Genomic DNA, 21,375 nt, shown 5'->3' with positions numbered 1-21,375 from the left:
ATCCAAGTATTTATCTCGCTCTCATTGGAATTTGGGATTTTATTATTGTTTCTTGTGTTAATTTATTCCGTTTAATATGTCTTTTATATGATTTGTATTTTTCATTTCGTTAAAAATGGCTTCAAAATCATCTTGCTTCATTAACTCTTTAAAATGAGAGAGGTTATTTATATACTCTTCTAATGTTTCAATAACATTGTGTTTATTCTGTTTGAAAATGGGTGTCCACATTTCGGGTGAACTTTTTGCTAACCGAACTGTCGACTCAAATCCACTACCGGCCATATCAAAAATATCACGTTCATTTTTCTCCTTTTCTATCACAGTTTTCCCCAGCATGAATGAACTGATATGTGATAAATGTGATACGTAAGCAATATGTTTATCATGGGCTTCAGGGTTCATGTAACGAATACGCATTCCCAAATTTTTAAAAATATCGAGTGCTTTTTCCTGGAGTTTAAAAGCCGTTTTTTCAACTTCGCAAATAATATTGGTTTTCCCTTCAAACAAACCACTCATAGCTGCACTTGGACCAGAATATTCCGTACCTGCAATAGGGTGCGCCGCCAAAAAGTTTCTTCGCTTTGGGTGATTTTCCACCGCTTTGCAAATAGCTTCTTTGGTGGAACCGGCGTCTATCACCAATCCCGTATCCGGTATTTTGTCTAAAATTGATGGTAATAATTTTACAGTGGCATCCACCGGAATGGAGACAATCACCAAATCGGCATGCTCAATATCATCTAAAGTGGCTTTTTTATCAATTAAACCTAAAGATAAAGCTTGCTCAAGCGTAGTGTCTTTTCTACTTATTCCATGAATGACCACATCAGGGTTTTGCGTCTTGATATCTTTTGCAAGACTACCTCCAATTAAACCAACTCCTATGACGTATATATTCTTCATGGCCTCTCCCATCCCTCTCCAAAAGAGAGGGCTTTAAAATTATCTAATTCTTATTTTCTTTAACTATATTCATATTGTAAACTGTAACTGAGACTGTTTACTTATTTTATTCTTGCTATAGCTTCTTCTAAATCTTCAGTCGATGCACATAATGAAAACCTGATATAGCCTTCTCCCTGGCTACCAAAAATGGTTCCCGGTGTAATAAAAACATGATTGTTCTTAAGTATTGTATCTATAAATTCCTCGGCCTTCACAGACGGTGGCAACTTTGCCCATACAAACATACCTGTGGCATTTTCATCATAAGTACAGTTAAGGGCTTCGGCCAACTTCCAGACTAAATCCCTTCGTCTTTTGTACACACTATTCAACGTAACATACCACATTTTGGAACACTTTAAAGCTTCTATAGCACCTTTTTGAATACCGTAAAACATGCCGGAATCCATATTACTTTTAACTTTCAGGATGTTGCTTATATGTTCGCTGTCTCCCAATACCATACCTACACGCCAACCTGCCATATTAAAAGTTTTACTCAATGAGTTAAGCTCTAAACAGACCTCCCCGGCTCCTTCAATATTTAATATACTTGTTGGATTATCGTTTAGCACAAAGCTATACGGATTATCATTAACTATTAAAATATTATGTCGTTTAGCAAAAGCAATCAAACTTCTGAAAACTATTTCAGAAGGTCGGGCTCCTGTTGGCATATGCGGGTAATTAACCCACATCAACTTTACCTTGCTTAAATCCAGCTGTTCTAACGCATCAATATCCGGCATCCAATTATTGGAAGCATCCAACTTGTAAAATACCGGTTTGGCCTCTACCAATCGGGTCACAGACTGATACGTTGGATATCCCGGATTTGGAATCAATACTTCATCCCCTTTATTTAAATAAGCCATGGAAATGTGCATAATGCCTTCCTTACTTCCTATTAAGGGTAATATTTCGGTAGTGGGGCTTAAGCTCACCGAGAAATGTTCTTTATAGAACGATGCCATAGCTTCACGTAACTCTGGTAATCCCTGGTAACTTTGATATTTATGGGCACTGGCATCCTGCAAACTTTCCGATATAGCTTCAATCACTTTTTTAGGGGGTTGCAAGTCAGGGCTTCCAATACCTAAATTAATCACCGGTTTCCCATTGGCAATCATCGAGTTCACCTCTCTCAGTTTCCTTGAGAAATAGTACTCCTCTACGGTATGCAATCTGTTAGCTACTTCAATCATAACTTTGCATTTTTATATTCGCCTAAAACTTTAAACCCTTCACCCATGATTTCTATCAACGATTTCGCCTTTTTAAAATCATTGTAATCTTCAAAGGTAACGTCTACAAAAAAAGCATACTTCCAGGGCGTTTCAATAATTGGCAACGACTGGATCTTTGTCAGGTTCAATTTACAATCGCTCATCACATTAAGGATGGTTGCCAAACTCCCCCGTTTATGATCTGCTTCAAACTTCATTGAAACTTTGTTGATCTCATCTTCCGGCACCTCAGAATTGGTTCGTTTCACTACGGCAAAACGCGTTTCGTTGTGTTTAATGGTTTGAATACTGTGTGCCAGTATATCCAATTCAAATATGTCTGCAGCCAAAACACTGGCAATAGCTCCAATATTCTTAAGCTGTTTTTTATTGATCCTGTCGGCAACCTCGGCGGTATCTTTGTCCTCTACCAATTTAATATGAGGATACCCTTTAAAGAACTCCTTACATTGTAACAAGGCCATCGGATGCGAGTACACTTCTTCAATATCTTCAATGCATTGTCCGGGAAGTGCCATTAGATTGTGTTGAATATCCAAATAATGCTCTCCTACAATATGTAAATGATGATTATCTATAAGTGCATAATTGGGAATAATAGAACCGGCTATAGAATTTTCCAGCGCCATAATGGCCGCATCACATTCTTTGGTTATCAACGCTTCAACAACCCTATCGAATGTTAAACACTCTATAAGCCCTACCGAATTATCAAAAAATTGCTCTGATACAATATGATGATAAGACCCTTTTACTCCTTGTATTGCTACTGTTTTAATCATAAAAAAAAGTCCCGATTTTCACCGAGACTTATATTTAAATTTATTGTTCCAATTTATACATATAACGCCTCGTTCCTTTAACTAAAAAAGAAGTAATAAAAGCTAAAATATGTATAAACTGCTGTTGTTCTCATAATTACAGCGGCTAAAGTAGTTAATATTTTAAGAAATCAAAATTGTAGAATTAATTTTTTATAGTTTTTTTTGAAGTTTTAAAGATTTTATAGCAAAACTAACTTTACATTAGATAATCATTTATTTTTGAACAAAATTTTAATTATGTCTATATCGGTTGAAAGTATTTCTAAACTTTATGGCGCTCAAAAAGCGTTAAACCATGTTTCCTTTAAAGTTGACAAACCTGAAATTGTTGGTTTTTTAGGGCCTAATGGCGCCGGAAAATCAACCATGATGAAAATTTTAACCACTTACGTACAACCTAACAAAGGAGATGCTCAGGTAAACGGACACGATATAAATACCGATAAACAAAACGTTCAACAAAGTGTTGGCTACTTACCGGAACACAATCCGTTGTACCTGGATATGTATATTAAAGAATACCTTGCTTTTAATGCCGGTATCTATAAAGTTTCTAAGGAACGCATTGGTGAGGTGATAGAACTTACCGGCCTAACACCTGAGGTACATAAAAAAATAGGACAACTCTCAAAAGGTTATCGCCAACGTGTAGGATTAGCAACAGCCCTCCTACACGATCCGGACGTTTTAATATTAGACGAGCCTACTACCGGACTAGACCCAAACCAATTGGTGGATATCAGAGACCTCATTAAATCCATAGGCAAGACTAAAACGGTGTTTCTTTCTACTCATATCATGCAGGAAGTTGAGGCTATGTGCGACCGCGTGATCATTATAAACAAAGGTGAAATAGTAGCCGATAAAAAACTATCCGAATTACGTGAAGAAAAAGAACAAACCGTCATTGTGGAGTTTGATTATCGTGTTGAAGATGCCTTTTTAAAACAACTTCCAAAAGTTAAAAAGGTTGTTAATACCCATGACTTTGTTTACGAAATCACGTTTAGCACCTCTAAGGATATGCGTTCTTATGTTTTCGATTTTGCACATGATAATCAGTTAAAAATTCTTCAACTCAATCAAAAAAATGCCAGTTTGGAAAGTTTGTTCAGGGAACTTACTAATAACTAAATAACCTCATTTTTACATTAAATTATATAAATCTCTTTTTAGAAGTAACTATTGCTTTAAATTGGTTAACCAATTTTGTGATTTATAAAAAAACCATGACAAATATCATCTTTACAACAATAATGGCGTATTAATTTTGTACCGTATTAAATTTAAATTAAATAGGGGAGATACTTAATTAATAAATGTGTAATAGAGTATCTTTGTACAACAACAAACAGGTATAATGAGCAAAGGAATTTATGTCGCTACCATAGAACCCAATAGTGGCAAATCGGTAGTGGTTCTTGGCCTAATGCGTATGCTTTTAGGTAAAACTGCTAAAGTGGGTTACTTCAGACCCATTATTGAAGATGTTGAAGCCGGAGAAATGGACAACCATATTAGCACGGTAATTTCCCACTTCGATATTGATATCAATTACAAAAAAACATTCGCCTATACCAGAAGCGAGGTATTAGACTTATACAATCAGGGAAAGTCCGGTGATGTTATTGATGAGATCATTAAAAAATATAAGCGTTTGGAAGAACGTTTTGATCTGGTCTTAGTTGAAGGTACGGATTTCTCTCATGAAAACTCCAGCCTGGAATTAGATATCAATATGCTGATATCGAAAAATCTGGGATTACCCGTTATTATTGTTTTACACGGTGATGGCAAAAAGAAAAAGGAAATTGTTGATAGTGTGCAGTTAGCCCATGACACCTTTAAGGAAGAGGTGGATGTGCTTTCCATTATGACCAATAAGGTGGATGAAGATGATGTTGACACTTTAAAATTGCAGCTTCAAAAACGTATTAACGGCGATACCGATATAACGGTCATTCCTAAAATAAGAAGTCTGGCAAGCCCGACTTTAAAAGAAATTGTCAGAGCACTTGATGCCAAAGTCCTGTTTGGAAAAGATATGATCAATAATCAGGTGGAGAATTTTGGAGTTGGCACCATGCAACTACGAAATTACCTGACTAAACTAAGGGACGGCTCATTGGTAATCACTTCCGGTGACAGGGCAGACATTATATTGGGGGCATTACAGGCCAATATCTCTAAAAATTACCCAAAAATCTCAGGTATTGTTTTAACCGGCGGTTTGCTTCCTGAAGAGTCGATCTTGAAATTAATTGAAGGACTTTCAAGTGTGGTTCCTGTTATTAGTACCAGTGGTGGTACATTTTCAGTTGCCAATGCTATTGGAAAAGTAAAATCCAGAATCTACGCTGAGAATTCGGAAAAAATCAGAACTTCAATTTCTACATTCGAAAAGCATGTAGATACTGATAAGCTGGCAGAACGATTGATTACCTTCCAGTCTGATATTTTTACTCCAAGAATGTTCCAGTACAACCTGTTACAAAGCGCCTTAAAAGACAAAAAACATATTGTTTTACCGGAAGGTTATGACGAGCGTATACTAAGAGCTACGGCAAGATTGGTAAACTCTCAGGTGGTTGACATCACTTTAATTGGTGAACGTGAAAAAATTCAAGCGCGTATTGAACAATATGATATTCCTTTAGACTTGAATGATGTAAACACCGTGTTCCCTACGGAATCCGAACATTTTGACGATTATGTAGATACACTGTACGAGCTTAGAAAACACAAAGGTGTAAACAAACAAATGGCTCAGGATATGATTTCCGACGTATCTTATTTTGGAACCATGATGATTCACAAAGGGCATGCCGACGGTATGGTTTCGGGAGCCGCACATACTACGCAACACACCTTGCGTCCTGCGCTTCAGTTCATTAAAACAAAACCCGGATGTAAAATTGTTTCTTCCGTATTCTTTATGTGTTTGGAAGATCGGGTATCTATTTTTGGTGATTGTGCCATCAACCCGAACCCTAATGCAGAACAATTGGCTGAAATAGCCATTTCTTCAGCTCGAACAGCCAAAAATTTTGGAGTTGAACCTAAGGTCGCTATGTTATCCTATTCGTCAGGAGCCTCAGGTAAAGGTGAAGATGTAGATAAAGTTAGAAAAGCCACGGAAATTGCAAAAGGCATAGCACCTGATCTAAAAATAGAAGGCCCTATTCAGTATGATGCTGCTGTAGACAAACGCATTGGTAAAAGTAAATTACCGGATTCAGAAGTGGCTGGCGAAGCCAGTGTTTTGATCTTTCCGGATTTAAATACAGGAAATAATACCTATAAAGCAGTACAACGAGAAACCGGAGCTTTAGCAATAGGCCCAATGCTGCAAGGTTTAAACAAACCGGTTAACGATCTAAGTAGAGGTTGTACTTCCGATGATATATACAGCACCGTAATAATAACTGCCATTCAGGCCCAAGAACTGTAATCATGCAAGTACTCGTATTAAATTCAGGTAGTTCGTCTTTAAAATTCCAACTGTTCTCAATGCCTGAAGAACGTATTATTTGTTCCGGTCAAATTGAACGTATAGGTTTTGAAGATGCCATTTTTAAGTTTAAATCAAATGGTGAATCCATCGAGAAAGTAGCGCCTGTTAAAAACCACAAACAAGGACTCAAATTAGTAGCAGAACAGCTTTTAGACGCTAAAACCGGGGTTATTCAATCTCCTGATGATATCACCATTGTAGGCCACAGGGTGGTTCATGGCGGTAAGCATTTTAGTAATACAACGGTTATTACCGATGCAGTTAAAGACAAGATAAAGGCCTTATCCTCATTGGCTCCATTGCACAACCCGCCTAATTTAGAAGGTATAGAAGTAGCCGAGGAAGTTTTTAAAAATGCCGAGCAGGTGGCCGTATTTGACACGGCATTTCATCAATCCATTCCTGAACATGCCTATAAATATGCCATTCCAAATGAATACTTAGATAAGCACCATATCCGTTTATACGGATTTCATGGCACCAGCCATAAATACGTGTCTGAAAAGGCGAATGAATTCCTGGGGAAACAAGATTCAAAAATCATCACCATTCATTTAGGGAACGGTTGCAGTATGACAGCTGTAAAAAATGGCAAAAGTATAGATCATACCCTGGGGTTCTCACCCGTTAGCGGATTGATCATGGGAACGCGTTCTGGTGATGTAGATCCTGCTATTATATTCCATTTGGCCGAACGCCATGGTTTTGAATTGAAAGACATCAATAATATGCTTCAAAAGCAAAGCGGTATGTTGGGGCTAACCGGTTTTAGCGATTTACGTGAAATTGAAGCGGAAGCTGCTAAAGGCAACAAAGCATGTTTGCTGGCTTTAGACATGAATGCTTACCGAATTAAAAAATACATCGGTAGTTATGCAGCCATTATGAACGGATTGGATGCCATCGTATTTACAGCCGGTATTGGAGAAAATTCGGCAAGTATGCGTGAACGTATTTGTAAAGACATGGATTACTTAGGTATTGAATTGGATACTGAAAAGAATACTATACGCTCAAGCGAGATCAGAGAAGTTAATAAGGATTTGGCGCTGGTAAAAATTTTAGTGATCCCTACCAATGAAGAACTGGAAATTGCGAAACAGTCGGTCGCTTTATTCAAAAATTAAACGGCCCTTATAAAGCGCCTCAACATTAACCGTAGGAGGTTGGTTTTTAGAGATCACATTGCCAACACTACTGATAGTTCCCTGAATGGATTGTTGCGGATTTACAATCATATCATTAGTGCCGCGATGCCATAAGTTTATATTTTGAGCTAGGAGGTTTTCTCCTTCAAAACGCCCGTTACCCGACGCAAAAGTCACCTGCAAATTATTGGTATTACCGGATATAGAGCAATTAGATAAATTGTTAAAAACTAATCTAAACGTATCGTTATTAATTTGTAACCTAAAATTCCCGTTGGTAAAAGTATCGGGAGCATTAAAATCTTCAGACAAAATGGTTAAGTTAGGATAGGTTAAAACACCATCAGAACTTATATCATATTGAGTTGAGCTTCTTATTTCCGTAATATTGGGGGACGTAACAAACACTTTTGTAACACCATAATCACGCACAAAATTGCAGGTATTGTTATCGGTTAATATCAACTGACTATCAACTGTTTTAGCCGTTACATCATTTAATAGATTCTTACCCGTTTCAATAATCACTTTTTGAGTGGCATCTTCCTTTATTATCAATTCAATATCTCTATTGACCAGTATTTTATCAAAAGGATCAACCGCTACTTCCTGTTGCATAATGGCTCCTGTTTTTTGAAAGCAGTCATTGGCATGCTCGCCATCGCAAGTAAACATCAGAAATGCTATTACTATGTACTGTAGTTTTTTCACAATCTTATTCCTATTCCAAATTCAACAGCTTCCGCTTTAAATGCATGCGACTTTAAAGTCAATGCCCCAAACCACTTATTTCCAAAATAACGTTTCAAACCCACTCTCACATAGGTTCTCCCTTCAAAATCAAACGGATAATATACATAATATCCCAACTGGGTTACCAAACTCATTCTGTTTACAAACAACTCATGACCTGCAAACACCCCGACACGTTTAAAATCCTCATCTCCGGATAAATTATCCCCCGGAAAAGCCACACTCCTGTAATAAATGAATTCTTTTAAAAAGTTTGAAAAGAACACATCGGTCCCCAATTGCAGTGAGCTTTTTATATTGATACGCTTATCGGCATAAGCAGAAACCACATAAAATGGAAACTGCCCGCTACCCACAACATCACTTTCATTAACACCACTTCTAAATACCAGATTATACCTTACAGGCTCTGTAAACCTATTATCGTTTTCTTCTAAAGTGTATTGATATTCCGGATCTTCATCTTCAAGACTATAGGTTACGCCCAAATTTAATGTCACTGAATTAATACTGGTATTAGGTGCCTTAACATTGGCGTTGGAATAATGGATAAAAGACAATCCGCCTTGTAAACCAAACCTATCAAAAATACGTTCCTTTTTGTAATTGAGCATCACATAAGTACTGCTCATTAAACGGGTTCCAAAGGCATTATTCCTGAAATTGGTTTCTCTGTCATACGGATTAGTGGTTAACGCTATACCCTGCCCTACACGCATCATTAAATGTCTTTTAAAAAAATAGAAATTATAATGAGCGTAAAGCGAATAATTGTTGCCCAGCACATCATTCTTTAGATTTTGGTAGGCAAAAGACACACCGTAATCAGGATAATTATAACGTTGTTCCCAGGCTTTATAACCAAACGTTTTCTTATTCCAGCTTAGAATAGCACCTTCCGGATGTCCCTGAATTAAATGCAGGATATCATTGTTATGAAGTGCTATATTCCCCTTGAAATAATTAATGTCAAAATAGGAAGTATTCTGCTTTTCCTGAGCATAGGAAATACCACAAACAACAATTAAAAAGCAGGTTAAAAAACGCTTCATTAAGGGTATACTTATACCGCAAAAGTAATATATTAAGTTAAAACAATGCTGAAGCTATAGCCTTAACATTATCACTTTTGCCCATAGAATAGTAGTGCAAAACAGGCACTCCAAAATCTCTAAGCTCTTTAGATTGCTGAATGGCCCATTCAATACCCACTTGTCTTACAGCCTTATTATCTTTACACTTTTCAACCTCCTCAACTAATGCTTCCGGTAGGTCAATACTAAACACATGCGGTAACATTTGTAAATGACGTTTCACAGCCAATGGCTTTATTCCCGGAATAATGGGAATATCAATCCCCGCTTCTTTGGCCAGTTTTACAAACTCAAAGTATTTGGAGTTATCAAAAAACATTTGGGTGACCACATAATCGGCTCCCGCATCCACTTTTTCTTTTAATCGTTTTAAATCGGTTTGTAAAGAGGGAGCTTCCATGTGTTTTTCAGGATAGCCCGCCACACCAATACAAAAATCGGTTTTAAACTCGGTAGTGTTTTCCTCATGCAGGAACTTTCCATGATTCAAATCATTAATTTGAGATACCAGTTCACAGGCATATCTGTGCCCGCCCTTTGTTGGTTCAAAATACTTCTGATGTTTCATGGCATCGCCTCGTAAAGCCACCACATTATCAATCTCCAAATAATGGCAATCCACCAACATATATTCGGTCTCTTCCTTTGTGAAGCCTCCACAAATCAAATGCGGTACCGGATCAATATCGTACTTGTGCTTCAACGATACCGAAATCCCTAAAGTCCCCGGGCGCTTTCTAATGGTTTTCCTGTCTAAAAGTCCGTCTTTTTCAACATAAACATACTCTTCCCTTGAGGTGGTCACATCAATAAACGGCGGATTAAACTCCATTAACGGATCAATATTATTATACAAATCCTGGATATTTTTTCCTTTTACAGGTGTTACAATCTCAAACGAAAACAAGGTCTTTCCGTTGGCTTCTTTTATATGGTCTGTTACTTTCATAACTCGTTTTTGTCATTCCCGCGAAGGCGAGAATCTCTTCAATATTTTTTTTGGGCGTTACCCTAAGGGGTCGCGCTTTTCCCTATATCTTTTTCTTCAAAAAAGGATGCCGGTACAATCGCTAACGCAAGCTATTCAGCCAAATTAGGATGCAACCACTTTCTGGCTTTCTCTTTTGTGATGCCCTTTCTTTCGGCATAATCGGTTACCTGGTCATCGGTTATTTTTCCTAAACCGAAATATTTGGCTTCCGGATTAGCAAAATAGTACCCCGAAACCGCCGCAGCCGGCCACATCGCTAAACTTTCGGTTAAGATCACGCCTATGATCTTTTCAACCTCCAACAATTCCCAAATGGTTTCTTTCTCCAAATGATCAGGACACGCCGGATAACCGGGTGCCGGACGAATACCTTTATAGGTTTCCTTAATCAACTCTTCGTTAGTTAGATCCTCTCCTTCGGCATAACCCCAATGTTTGGTTCTTACCTGCTTGTGTAAATATTCAGCAAAAGCTTCTGCAAATCGATCTGCTATGGCCTGAGCCATTATAGCACTATAATCATCATCCTGGGCTTTATAGCTATCCGCTAATTCCTGTGCTCCAAATATCCCCACACAAAAAGCCCCCATATAATCGGTTAAACCGGAATCTTCCGGTGCCACAAAATCAGCTAAGGCATGATTAGGAACACCTTCGCGTTTCTTCAATTGCTGTCGCAAGGTTCTGAATATGGCTATTTCCTGCCCTTTCTTTTTAACAGAAATATCATCTTCATTTATAGTATTGGCTTCAAACAAGCCAAAAACTGCTTTAGGTTTTAGCAACTGTTTGGCCACAATTTCCCGGATCATGGTTTGCGCATCGTCATACAACTGTGTTGCCTGCTCACCAACTACATCGTCCTTTAAAATATCAGGGAACTTACCATGTAAATCCCAGCTTCTAAAAAACGGACTCCAATCAATATAAGGCAACAACTCTTTTAAACTTAATTGTTTTAGCATTTGAACACCCATTTCTTTAGGCTTCACTATGTTTGCTGCATCCCAATCAATTTTAAACTTACGCGCTCTGGCTTCACCAATTGAAATATACGATTTCTCCTTACCTCGCTTTAAAAATTTGGTTCTAAATTCATCATAATCTTTCTTCAGCTTAGCGACATATTCATTGACCGTTTGTTTGTTTAACAAGTCCCCAACAACAGTTACAGCTCTGGAGGCATCATTTACATGAACTACGGCATTTTTGTATTGGATATCAATCTTAACCGCTGTATGTGCCTTAGATGTTGTAGCCCCACCAATAAGTAATGGAATATCCATATTTTCGCGCTCCATTTCCTTGGCCAGATACACCATTTCATCTAATGAAGGTGTAATTAATCCAGATAACCCAATAGCGTCTACATTCTCTTTTTTAGCAGCTTCAATAATTTTTTCAGGTGGCACCATCACCCCTAAATCAACTATCTCATAATTGTTGCAACCAAGCACAACACTAACAATATTTTTACCAATATCATGCACATCCCCTTTTACGGTTGCCATTAATATTTTACCTAAGGCCTGTTGTTCTTCCGACTTTTCCGCCTCTATAAACGGATTCAAATAAGCTACTGCCTTTTTCATCACCCGGGCCGACTTCACCACCTGCGGTAAGAACATTTTCCCATCACCAAACAAATCACCTACTACGTTCATACCAATCATTAAGTGGCCTTCAATAACTTCAAGAGGTCTTTCAGCTTCTTGTCTTGCTTCCTCAACATCCTCAACAATAAAAGCGTCTATACCTTTCACCAAAGCATGTGTAATTCTATCTTGTAATGGATTTTCACGCCAGGACAAATCAGCTGCCTTTTCAACCTTTGTGCCTTTTACGGTTTCTGCAAACTCTAATAAACGCTCCGTAGCATCCTCTCGTCTATCCAGAATCACATCTTCAACATGCTCTAACAGGTCCTTGGGGATATCGTCATATACTTCCAACATGGTTGGGTTTACGATTCCCATATTCATCCCTGCCTGAATAGCATAATATAAGAATACGGAGTGCATAGCTTCACGCACTACATTGTTCCCTCTAAATGAAAACGACACATTGCTGACACCACCACTTACGCTGGCATTCTCTAAATTTTGTCGCACCCAGCGCGTTGCTTCAATAAAATCAATGGCATTTTTACGATGCTCCTCCATACCGGTTGCCACCGGAAATACATTCAAATCGAAAATAATGTCTTCGGAAGGAAAGCCTACTTTATCCACCAAAACACGATAGGAGCGTTCGGCAATTTCAATTCTTCGCTCGTAATTATCCGCTTGTCCAACCTCATCAAAAGCCATCACAATGACCGCGGCTCCATAACGCTTTATTTGTTTAGCCTCCCAGATAAATTTCTCTTCACCTTCTTTAAGTGAGATAGAATTCACCACGCATTTCCCCTGAATCACCTGAAGCCCGGCTTCAATGATCTCCCATTTGGAGCTGTCTATCATAATCGGCACACGACAAATATCAGGTTCGGCAGCAATCAGGTTTAAGAATTTAACCATAGCCTCTTTACCGTCAATAAGGCCGTCGTCCATATTGATGTCGATAATCTGTGCACCACCATCTACCTGATGACGGGCTATATCTAAGGCTTCATCAAATTTCTCTTCCTTGATCAAACGCAAGAATTTACGGGAACCGGCCACATTGGTACGTTCGCCAATGTTTATAAAATTGCTGTTCTCGTTCAGGATCAGTGGTTCTAACCCTGATAAGCGCATGTATTTTGTTTGCTTAACTTTCATTATTTATAATGCTCTACCGTTGGAAATGGATCATAAAAATGGTGTAACAATGCTTTCCATTCCTTATACTGTTTTGATTTTCTAAATCCAATTTCATGGTCTTCTACAGTTTCCCAATGCACCAGTAAAATATATTTATCTTCTTGTTCTATACATTTTTTTAATTGATGTGACACATACCCTTTCATAGACGCTATAATCTTCTCAGCTTTTTGAAAATTAGCCTCAAATGCTTCCGACAATCCTTCTTTTATGTTTAATATGGCCACTTCCAGAATCAAAATTCACGCTATTACATAGACCCTTCAACTGCACTTCGACTAAGCTCAGTGTGACACGCTCAGAGTGACAAGTGGTCTGGGTTTGTATTTTGAAGCTATGTCCGCAATCACTTTTATATGATCTGGTGTTGTTCCACAGCAACCACCAATAATATTAATTAGATCTTTCTTTAAATATGCTTCAATCTGAGCACCCATTTCTTCAGGAGTTTCATCATATTCTCCAAAGGCATTAGGCAACCCTGCATTAGGATGTGCTGATACAGCAAAATCCGTTTTACCTGCAATCGCCTCTAAATGCGGTTGTAATAAATTAGCTCCCAAAGCACAATTAAATCCAACCGATAATAACGGAATGTGCGATACCGAAATCAAAAATGCTTCAGCCGTTTGACCTGATAAAGTACGTCCACTCGCATCCGTGATCGTTCCGCTTAACATCACCGGAATATCAATGCCCTTTTCTTCCTTAACTTCTTCTATAGCAAACAATGCTGCCTTAGCATTAAGCGTATCAAACACGGTTTCTACTAATAGTATATCAACACCACCATCCACCAAGGCCTCTGCCTGCTGCTTATACGCTATTCTTAACTCATCAAAAGTCACAGCACGATACCCGGGATCATTAACATCCGGTGACATACTGGCTGTCCGGTTTGTCGGTCCCATGGCCCCTGCCACAAAACGAGGTTTGTGAGGTTCTTTCTTGGTGAACTCAACGGCCACCTCCTTAGCTATTTTAGCTGATTCATAATTAAGCTCATACACCAAATCTTCCATCTGGTAATCAGCCATAGCGATGGTTGTTCCCGAAAAGGTATTGGTTTCAACTATATCTGCCCCGGCTTCAAAATATTTAGCATGAACTGCCTTAATAGCTTCGGGTTGGGTTATAGATAACAAATCATTATTACCCTGTAATGGTATAGGGTAATCTTTAAAGCGCTCGCCTCTAAAGTCTTCTTCTGTGAACTTATAGGCCTGTAGCATGGTACCCATAGCACCATCCAGCACTAAAATACGATCCTGTAAAGCTTGTTTAATGTTTGACATTTTCTTCTTTTTTACACCTACAAGGTTAGCGAAACCTTGCAGAATTATACAAATGTCATCAAGAAAAGTAAAAATACTATTCGTTATCTGTCCGCTAAGTTCCTGAAATACACGTCGACACAGCTCAGTGTAAAAATTCAGGACAGGCGGTAGAACGTAGCACCTTTCCCGAAAAAGGTTCGGGAGGTTGCCAAGGTTTCATTGGGTCTAGTCCCTCTACCTTTCTTGATAACACTATTACGTTTATGAACTCACACCTATTAAGGTGTACAAAAATAACAACTATATTTTTGTTATCCTTATCCTGCAAGGTCTTTTTTGACCTTACAGGTATAATTCCATTTTCAAACAGGCATACCTACAAGGTTTCAAAACCTTGCAGGAACTATTTATTCAAATAAATCCGATGACAAATAACGATCGCCTCTATCACAAATCACAGAAACAATAACCCCTTCATCAATAGATTCGGCTACTTTTAATGCACAAAATACCGATCCCCCACTGCTCATCCCTGCAAATACCCCGGCTTCTTTAGCTAACCTTTGGGTAGTTGCTCTGGCATCTGCTTCCGTAACTTCAATAACCTCATCTACCTTACTTCTGTCAAAAAATTTCGGCACATATTCCTCAGGCCATTTTCTGATTCCGGGAATCCGGGAATTATCGTCGGGCTGAGCCCCAACAATAGTCACCTCTTTATTTTGCTCCTTTAAATACGTCGATACACCCATAATGGTTCCTGTGGTTCCCATGGCGGACACAAAATGCGTTATCTTACCTTCGGTTGCTTCCCAGATCTCAGGGCCCGTAGTTTTATAATGCGCCATCCAGTTGTCATCATTTTCAAACTGATTTAAAAGGGTATACCCTTTTTCATCTCTCAATTTAAAAGCCAGATCCCTGGAGCCTTCAATACCTATATCCGATGACGTCAAAATAACTTCAGCACCATAGGCCCTCATGGTTTTCACCCGTTCTTCAGTTGAGTTTTCAGGCATGATCAACACCATATTCACTTCTAAAAGACTGGCTATTAATGCCAGTGCTATCCCTGTATTTCCACTGGTAGCTTCAACCAGGGTACCTCCTTTTTTAATATCACCACGTTTCAACGCTTCATTGATCATATTAAAAGCAGGCCGGTCTTTTACACTACCTCCGGGATTATTGCCTTCTAATTTTAAAAAAAGCTTTACACCTTCTTTCGACACCAAATGACTGGCATCCACTAACGGGGTATTACCAATAAAATCTAAAACTGTTTTATCGTATGCCATTCTTCTTAGGTCTGATTTTTATTTCGGTTTGATAGGTCACTAAAGAGTTTTCAGGAACCGATTGGGTGATCCATACATTAGCTCCAATAATACTGTTGGCGCCTATGGTGATATCTCCTCCTAAAATAGTGGCATTTGCGTAAATGCACACATTATCCTCAATAGTAGGGTGCCGTTTGGTAGAAGCTAAACTCTTTGCTACTGAAATACCACCCAAGGTAACCCCTTGATATATTTTTACATGCTTACCAATGATTGAGGTTTCCCCAATTACGATTCCCGTTCCATGGTCAATGTAGAACGACTCATCGATAGTCGCTCCGGGGTGAATGTCAATCCCCGTAATACCATGAATATATTCACTCATCATCCTTGGCAAAATAGGAACTTTCAATTTGTAAAGTGCATGACTTAACCTGTAAACTGAAATGGCATGAAAACCGGGATACGCCAAATATATCTCCTGCAAATTGTAGGATGCCGGATCATTATTTTCAAAAGCAACAGCATCCAGATCTAACACTCTTCTAATCTCGGGCAGACCGTCTTTAAATTGAGACCAAATTTGTTCGGCATTATCAACAGACAGCTTATCAAGCACTTTTAAAAAGGTTTTTTCTAAATAAGCCTCATGCTCTATCATTTGTTGTTCATCGAACAGTGCATAAAACAATCTTTTAGTAAATGTCTTCGCTGTATCTTTTAAACAAACGTTATAACTTTTCATCTGTTTATTTTTATTGTTTTTTTTATTTGTCATACTTCGACTAAGCTCAGCACAGGAATGTAATTCGCCATTAAAAATTTCAAATCCTAAAAGTAAAACTTATCTTTTAATCTCTTTATTAATTAAAACATAAAATCCTGCAAGGTTCAAAAAACCTTGCAGGAATAAATTATTTAGGCAAGGTGACTATTAATTAATAGCCTGAACTACTGCTTTTGGCGCTTCCTTTCTTGAACCGTCAAAACCATCAATACCACTTACAGTTGTGTATTTTAATACATGACGCTTACCGGGATTGATGATTCTATAGGCCGCCTGACACATCAGCGTAGCCTCATGGAAACCACATAAAATCAACTTTAATTTCTCCGGATAGGTATTGACATCCCCTATGGCAAATATTCCCGGGATATTGGTTTGATAGTTTAAGGTATTATCCACCTTTATCGCATTCTTCTCAATCTCTAAGCCCCAACTTCCAATTGGCCCCAGCTTGGGAGACAACCCAAACAACGGAATAAAATGGTCTGTTTCAATAGCAAACGACTCACCTTCTTTGGTCACCGTAAGCGACTCTATTTTACCATCACCATGTAAACCGGTAACTTCCGCAGGGGTAATCAGGTTAATTTTATTCAGCAATGTTAACTCTCTAACCTTTTCAACCGAATCCAAAGCCCCTCTAAACTCATTTCTTCTATGAATAAGCGTTACTTCAGAAGCTACATCGGCCAGGAAGATACTCCAGTCTAAGGCAGAATCGCCGCCTCCTGAAATCACTACACGCTTATTTCTATAAATCTCCGGGTCTTTAATCATGTACTCAACCCCTTTATCTTCATAATCTGCCAGTCCTTCGATAGCAGGTTTGCGCGGTTCAAACGATCCTAAACCACCTGCAATGGCTACCACGGGCGCATGGTGTTTTGTTCCTTTATTTGTGGTAACTATAAATGACCCATCTTCCAGTTTTTCTATGGTTTCAGCTCTTTCACCTAAAGTAAATCCGGGTTCGAACTGTTTTCCCTGCTCTAATAGGTTTTTTGTCAGATCGCCTGCCAATATCTCCGGGAACCCGGGAATATCATAAATAGGCTTCTTTGGATAAATTTCCGAACATTGGCCGCCAGGTTGCGGTAAGGCATCAATTAAATGACACTTTAATTTTAACAAACCTGCTTCAAACACGGTAAACAATCCAGTAGGTCCGGCTCCGATTATCAGTATATCAGTTTTAATCATTTCGTTTTTCTTTTTTCTATTAATTTTTTTGTGACTTCATTGAGCGTTTCCACTTTTTCCTCAAAGTCACCTTTTAGTGTTTTTCTGTATTCGTTTAAATTTTTTACCAAATCATCCACATGCTCCGGAATCACGTCCTCAAAAAATTGCCTCAAGCGCTTGGCTGTTGTTGGTGATTTTCCATTGGTACTGATCGCCACTTTTACATGGCCCTTGGTTACAATACCACCCATGTAAAAATCACATAACGGCGGATTATCTGCTACATTCACCAATACACTTTTCTTCCTGCAATGCTTATAAACCTTTTCGTTTACTTTAGGCTTATCGGTTGTTACTACTACAATATGCTTTCCCTTTAAAAAGCTTTTTTTGTATTTTGACTTTACCAGGGTAACATCGCCTTGCTCCGCTAAAGCTATAGTACCTTCCCTAAACATGGGAGACACCATGGTTACCTTTGCATCCGGACTGGATTTTAATAAAAAAGTGAGTTTTTCCTCGGCAACGTACCCGCCTCCAACAATCAGCACGTGCAGCTGCTTTACCTTTAGGAAAACAGGGTATAAATTATTACGCTCCATGGGTCCTAATTTAAAATTGCTCCTTAACGCTCTCGTAAATGGATGTTAGTGTAACACGATGATTCACAACCTCGCCAATGACAATAATTGCCGGGGAGGTCAATTGCTTTTCAGCAACAATGGTTTCAATAGTTTTAACGGTACCAACCCCTATCTTTTCATTATCTCGTGTTCCATTTTGAATAATGGCAACAGGTGTATCTTGTTTGTTTTCATTTGAAAACACTTTAACAATCTCTCCAAGCTTATGCATCCCCATAAGGATGACCACTGTAGCGGTAGACTTTGCCGCCAACACCACATCGTCTGATAACAGATGATTTTTTGTGGTTCCCGTAATCACCCAGAAACTTTCGGATGCCCCGCGTCTTGTTAACGGGATGCCCTGATAGGCCGGCACGCCAATTACCGATGAAATTCCGGGTACCACAGCCGTTTCCAAACCAAATGGCTTAACAAAGTCAATTTCCTCAGCGCCTCTTCCAAAAATAAAGGGATCACCTCCTTTAAGTCGCACCACATGCCCCTTTTCTTTAGCCTTTGCAACAATAAGCTCGTTTATTTGCTCCTGTTGAAAGGCATAACATCCCTTACGTTTACCCACAAAAATAAGCTCTGCCGCTTCCGAAGCATAGTTGAGCAAACTTTCGTTGATCAATGCATCGTACAGGATCACGTTGGCAGATTCAATGGCCTTAATGGCTTTAAGGGTAATTAAATCTTCGTCTCCCGGACCAGCACCTACAACCGTTAATTTTGGGGTAATCAAACGCATCAATTTGTCTTTTAAACAGCTTCCTTTTGAACTGCACTTAATTCTGATTCTCTATAAGCTCTTACTTTTTGTAAAAAGTCAGCAGCAGCAGCAATATATTTTGAAGCAAAATCCTGTGAAGGTGCAAATTTATTGATTTGATATGCTAAATCAGCAAAAGAACCGTCCAATTTTATTGTTCCGCTTTCAACAAACAATTCATCAAATTGTTTAATGATCCCTGCATGCGTATTGGTCTTCTTATTCTCCGCAGTTAATAAAGCCTTCGCCGTATTCACCATAGAGCTATATGCATGATAAATAGCACCGGAATACACACCATTATTGGCAGATTCTTTGGCATTTTCAATCTTTTCTTCGCTTTCAAGGAATAAGGTTGCCACTAAATCAATTACCACGCCGGCACACTCACCAACACCTATTTCCTTAACATATTTCTCTTCATTACCCCAATCGATAAAATCCGATTCCGATAAATTCGATACATCCTGTAAATCCTGAAGGAAGTCATAAAAGTATCTTTCTCCTTTCTCTTTGTAGTAATCTACAAATAACTTCCCACCTGAATTAGCTTCATAATCATCTAATATTCTGCGTAAGGCTTCCGGTCCTCGCTTACTCGGTACTTTAACAACCTTGTCAGCAAACACGCCGTTTCCATCGCCTAAGTTACCACCGCCAAGCAGTACCTGTAACGCAGGAGCCACCAATTTATCCGGTGTACGAACAGACATCCCCTGGAAACCAATATTAGCCATATTGTGTTGTCCACAGGCATTCATACAACCACTGATCTTAATGACCAGGTCTTCATTACTTAAATATTGTGGATATTCGGCTTTAATAACACGCTCCAACTCATCAGCAATACCTGTACTACTTGCAATACCTAAATTACAGGTATCTGTTCCCGGACAAGCTGTAATATCAACTGCTTTGTTATAACCTGCCTCCACAAAACCTAATTTTTCCAACTCAGTATAGAAAAATGGTACCAATTCCTCTTTCACGAAAGGAATTACAATATTTTGACGCAGTGACAAACGGATCTCACCAGCTGCATAATTCTCAACTAAATCAGCCAATAATCTGGCTTTATCAGTATAGAAATCTCCTAACAATACTTTAATACCGATAGCTACATACCCTTCCTGTTTTTGAGGGATCAGATTGGTTGACTTCCATATTTCGAAAGCCGCCTGATCTTTAATTTCCACTTCAGGAATCTTAGTAACTTCTACCGGAGTCGATGCTTCATACGCATCGGCATCAATCGGTACCGATTTTAATTCAATCGCATTTTGCTCAGCATCAACTAACGTTTTAAAGGCTTCTAAACCAATGTCCTTTATTAAGAATTTCATACGGGCTTTGGCACGACTTTTACGTTCTCCGTGACGATCGAAAATTCGTAATACACCTTCCATGATTGGAATGATCTTATCGGTTTCCACAAAATCATAAAGCACATCCGCCTGACGTGGTTGCGAACCCAGTCCACCACCAATCATCACTTTAAACCCGCGAGTACCATTTTTTAGTTTAGCAATAAATCCTAAGTCATGCATGTATGATAATCCGGTATCTTCATCAGTTGATGAGAACGACACTTTAAACTTACGTCCCATTTCCTGACAGATAGGATTTCTTAAAAAGAACTTGTACAATGCATCGGCATATGGTGATACATCAAACGGTTCATTAGGGTCGATACCTGCCGTTTCACTGGCTGTAACATTACGTACCGTGTTACCACAGGCTTCACGTAACGTCACGTCATCACGTTCTAATTCTGCCCAAAGTTCCGGTGTTCTGTTCAAATCCACATAGTGAATTTGAATATCCTGACGTGTGGTAATGTGTAACCGTCCTCTGGAATATTCATCCGATACATCAGAGATCCTGTGTAACTGGTTACTCTTTACTTTCCCGTAAGGTAACTTGATACGGATCATCTGAACGCCTTCCTGACGCTGCCCATATACACCTCTTGCCAAACGAAGACTTCTGAATTTTTCTTCGTCAATTTTACCGTTGTTGAATAGCTCAATTTTATTGGCTAATTCAATAATATCTCTTTCAACAATCGGGTTTTCTATTTCTGATCTAAAACTTTGCATGACTCCCTGTTCTTTCCCTGCGGAAA

At 38.8% G+C, this 21,375-nt stretch carries 18 protein-coding genes and 1 riboswitch; of the genes, 3 read left to right on the top strand and 15 right to left on the bottom strand.

The window, feature by feature from the left end; all coding sequences use genetic code 11:
* Positions 1-57 precede the first annotated feature (57 nt).
* The 3 genes from Q0983_RS20200 to Q0983_RS20190 form a co-directional block, all read right to left on the bottom strand.
* A complete protein-coding gene (locus Q0983_RS20200) occupies positions 58-909 on the bottom strand; it encodes a prephenate dehydrogenase (RefSeq protein WP_299557023.1) in 852 nt (283 codons plus the stop codon).
* 101 nt (positions 910-1,010) lie between these two features.
* The gene (locus Q0983_RS20195) at positions 1,011-2,156 is read right to left on the bottom strand and encodes an aminotransferase class I/II-fold pyridoxal phosphate-dependent enzyme (protein ID WP_299557021.1); all 1,146 of its coding nucleotides are present in this window, start codon (positions 2,154-2,156) and stop codon (positions 1,011-1,013) included.
* Positions 2,153-2,980, bottom strand: a complete 828-nt coding sequence (locus Q0983_RS20190) for a prephenate dehydratase (RefSeq protein WP_299557019.1) — start codon at positions 2,978-2,980, stop codon at positions 2,153-2,155. The genes Q0983_RS20195 and Q0983_RS20190 overlap by 4 nt, the downstream gene beginning before the upstream one ends.
* Positions 2,981-3,259: 279 nt before the next feature.
* Here Q0983_RS20190 and gldA point away from each other — a divergent pair, with 279 nt between their 5' ends.
* From gldA to Q0983_RS20175, 3 genes are all read left to right on the top strand, one after another.
* Positions 3,260-4,156: a gliding motility-associated ABC transporter ATP-binding subunit GldA gene (gene gldA / locus Q0983_RS20185; RefSeq protein ID WP_299557017.1), complete on the top strand. Its 897-nt coding sequence runs from the start codon at positions 3,260-3,262 to the stop codon at positions 4,154-4,156.
* 226 nt (positions 4,157-4,382) lie between these two features.
* Positions 4,383-6,473 (top strand): phosphate acetyltransferase, encoded by a 2,091-nt coding sequence (gene pta / locus Q0983_RS20180; protein WP_299557015.1) that lies wholly within the window; start codon positions 4,383-4,385, stop codon positions 6,471-6,473.
* Positions 6,474-6,475: 2 nt separating this feature from the next.
* Positions 6,476-7,663, top strand: coding sequence for an acetate kinase (locus Q0983_RS20175; protein WP_299557013.1), 1,188 nt, complete (start codon positions 6,476-6,478; stop codon positions 7,661-7,663).
* Here Q0983_RS20175 and Q0983_RS20170 read toward each other — a convergent pair.
* From Q0983_RS20170 to Q0983_RS20115, 12 genes are all read right to left on the bottom strand, one after another.
* Positions 7,649-8,395 (bottom strand): head GIN domain-containing protein, encoded by a 747-nt coding sequence (locus tag Q0983_RS20170; RefSeq protein WP_299557011.1) that lies wholly within the window; start codon positions 8,393-8,395, stop codon positions 7,649-7,651. The two genes, Q0983_RS20175 and Q0983_RS20170, sit on opposite strands and share 15 nt — an antisense overlap.
* Positions 8,392-9,489 carry an acyloxyacyl hydrolase gene (locus Q0983_RS20165; protein WP_299557009.1) on the bottom strand — a complete coding sequence of 366 codons (1,098 nt, stop codon included), beginning with the start codon at positions 9,487-9,489 and terminating at the stop codon, positions 8,392-8,394. Before Q0983_RS20165 ends, Q0983_RS20170 begins: the two co-directional genes overlap by 4 nt.
* 37 nt (positions 9,490-9,526) lie before the next feature.
* Positions 9,527-10,480, bottom strand: coding sequence for a methylenetetrahydrofolate reductase [NAD(P)H] (gene metF, locus Q0983_RS20160; protein ID WP_299557007.1), 954 nt, complete (start codon positions 10,478-10,480; stop codon positions 9,527-9,529).
* 131 nt (positions 10,481-10,611) lie between these two features.
* Positions 10,612-13,284, bottom strand: a complete 2,673-nt coding sequence (gene metH / locus Q0983_RS20155) for a methionine synthase (RefSeq protein ID WP_299557005.1) — start codon at positions 13,282-13,284, stop codon at positions 10,612-10,614.
* Positions 13,284-13,565 carry an antibiotic biosynthesis monooxygenase gene (locus Q0983_RS20150; protein WP_299557003.1) on the bottom strand — a complete coding sequence of 94 codons (282 nt, stop codon included), beginning with the start codon at positions 13,563-13,565 and terminating at the stop codon, positions 13,284-13,286. The genes metH and Q0983_RS20150 overlap by 1 nt, the downstream gene beginning before the upstream one ends.
* A 45-nt stretch (positions 13,566-13,610) precedes the next feature.
* On the bottom strand, positions 13,611-14,621 hold the full coding sequence (locus Q0983_RS20145) for a homocysteine S-methyltransferase family protein (RefSeq protein ID WP_299557001.1): 1,011 nt from the start codon (positions 14,619-14,621) through the stop codon (positions 13,611-13,613).
* A gap of 80 nt (positions 14,622-14,701) precedes the next feature.
* Positions 14,702-14,856, bottom strand: a riboswitch (SAM riboswitch).
* Positions 14,857-15,010: 154 nt separating this feature from the next.
* Entirely contained in the window at positions 15,011-15,901 is an 891-nt protein-coding gene (gene cysM, locus Q0983_RS20140) for a cysteine synthase CysM (protein WP_299556999.1), read from the bottom strand.
* Entirely contained in the window at positions 15,888-16,628 is a 741-nt protein-coding gene (epsC, locus tag Q0983_RS20135) for a serine O-acetyltransferase EpsC (protein ID WP_299556997.1), read from the bottom strand. The genes cysM and epsC overlap by 14 nt, the downstream gene beginning before the upstream one ends.
* A 189-nt stretch (positions 16,629-16,817) precedes the next feature.
* The gene (locus Q0983_RS20130) at positions 16,818-17,870 is read right to left on the bottom strand and encodes an NAD(P)/FAD-dependent oxidoreductase (protein ID WP_299556996.1); all 1,053 of its coding nucleotides are present in this window, start codon (positions 17,868-17,870) and stop codon (positions 16,818-16,820) included.
* Entirely contained in the window at positions 17,867-18,454 is a 588-nt protein-coding gene (locus Q0983_RS20125) for a bifunctional precorrin-2 dehydrogenase/sirohydrochlorin ferrochelatase (protein ID WP_299556995.1), read from the bottom strand. The genes Q0983_RS20130 and Q0983_RS20125 overlap by 4 nt, the downstream gene beginning before the upstream one ends.
* A 10-nt stretch (positions 18,455-18,464) precedes the next feature.
* Positions 18,465-19,229 carry a uroporphyrinogen-III C-methyltransferase gene (cobA, locus tag Q0983_RS20120; protein WP_299556994.1) on the bottom strand — a complete coding sequence of 255 codons (765 nt, stop codon included), beginning with the start codon at positions 19,227-19,229 and terminating at the stop codon, positions 18,465-18,467.
* Between the two features lie 11 nt (positions 19,230-19,240).
* Entirely contained in the window at positions 19,241-21,349 is a 2,109-nt protein-coding gene (locus Q0983_RS20115) for a HEPN domain-containing protein (RefSeq protein WP_299556992.1), read from the bottom strand.
* Positions 21,350-21,375: the final 26 nt, after the last annotated feature.

It is taken from the genome of Seonamhaeicola sp. (assembly GCF_028281565.1).
Classification (GTDB): domain Bacteria; phylum Bacteroidota; class Bacteroidia; order Flavobacteriales; family Flavobacteriaceae; genus Seonamhaeicola.
This window is presented reverse-complemented; position numbering and strand designations above follow the sequence as displayed.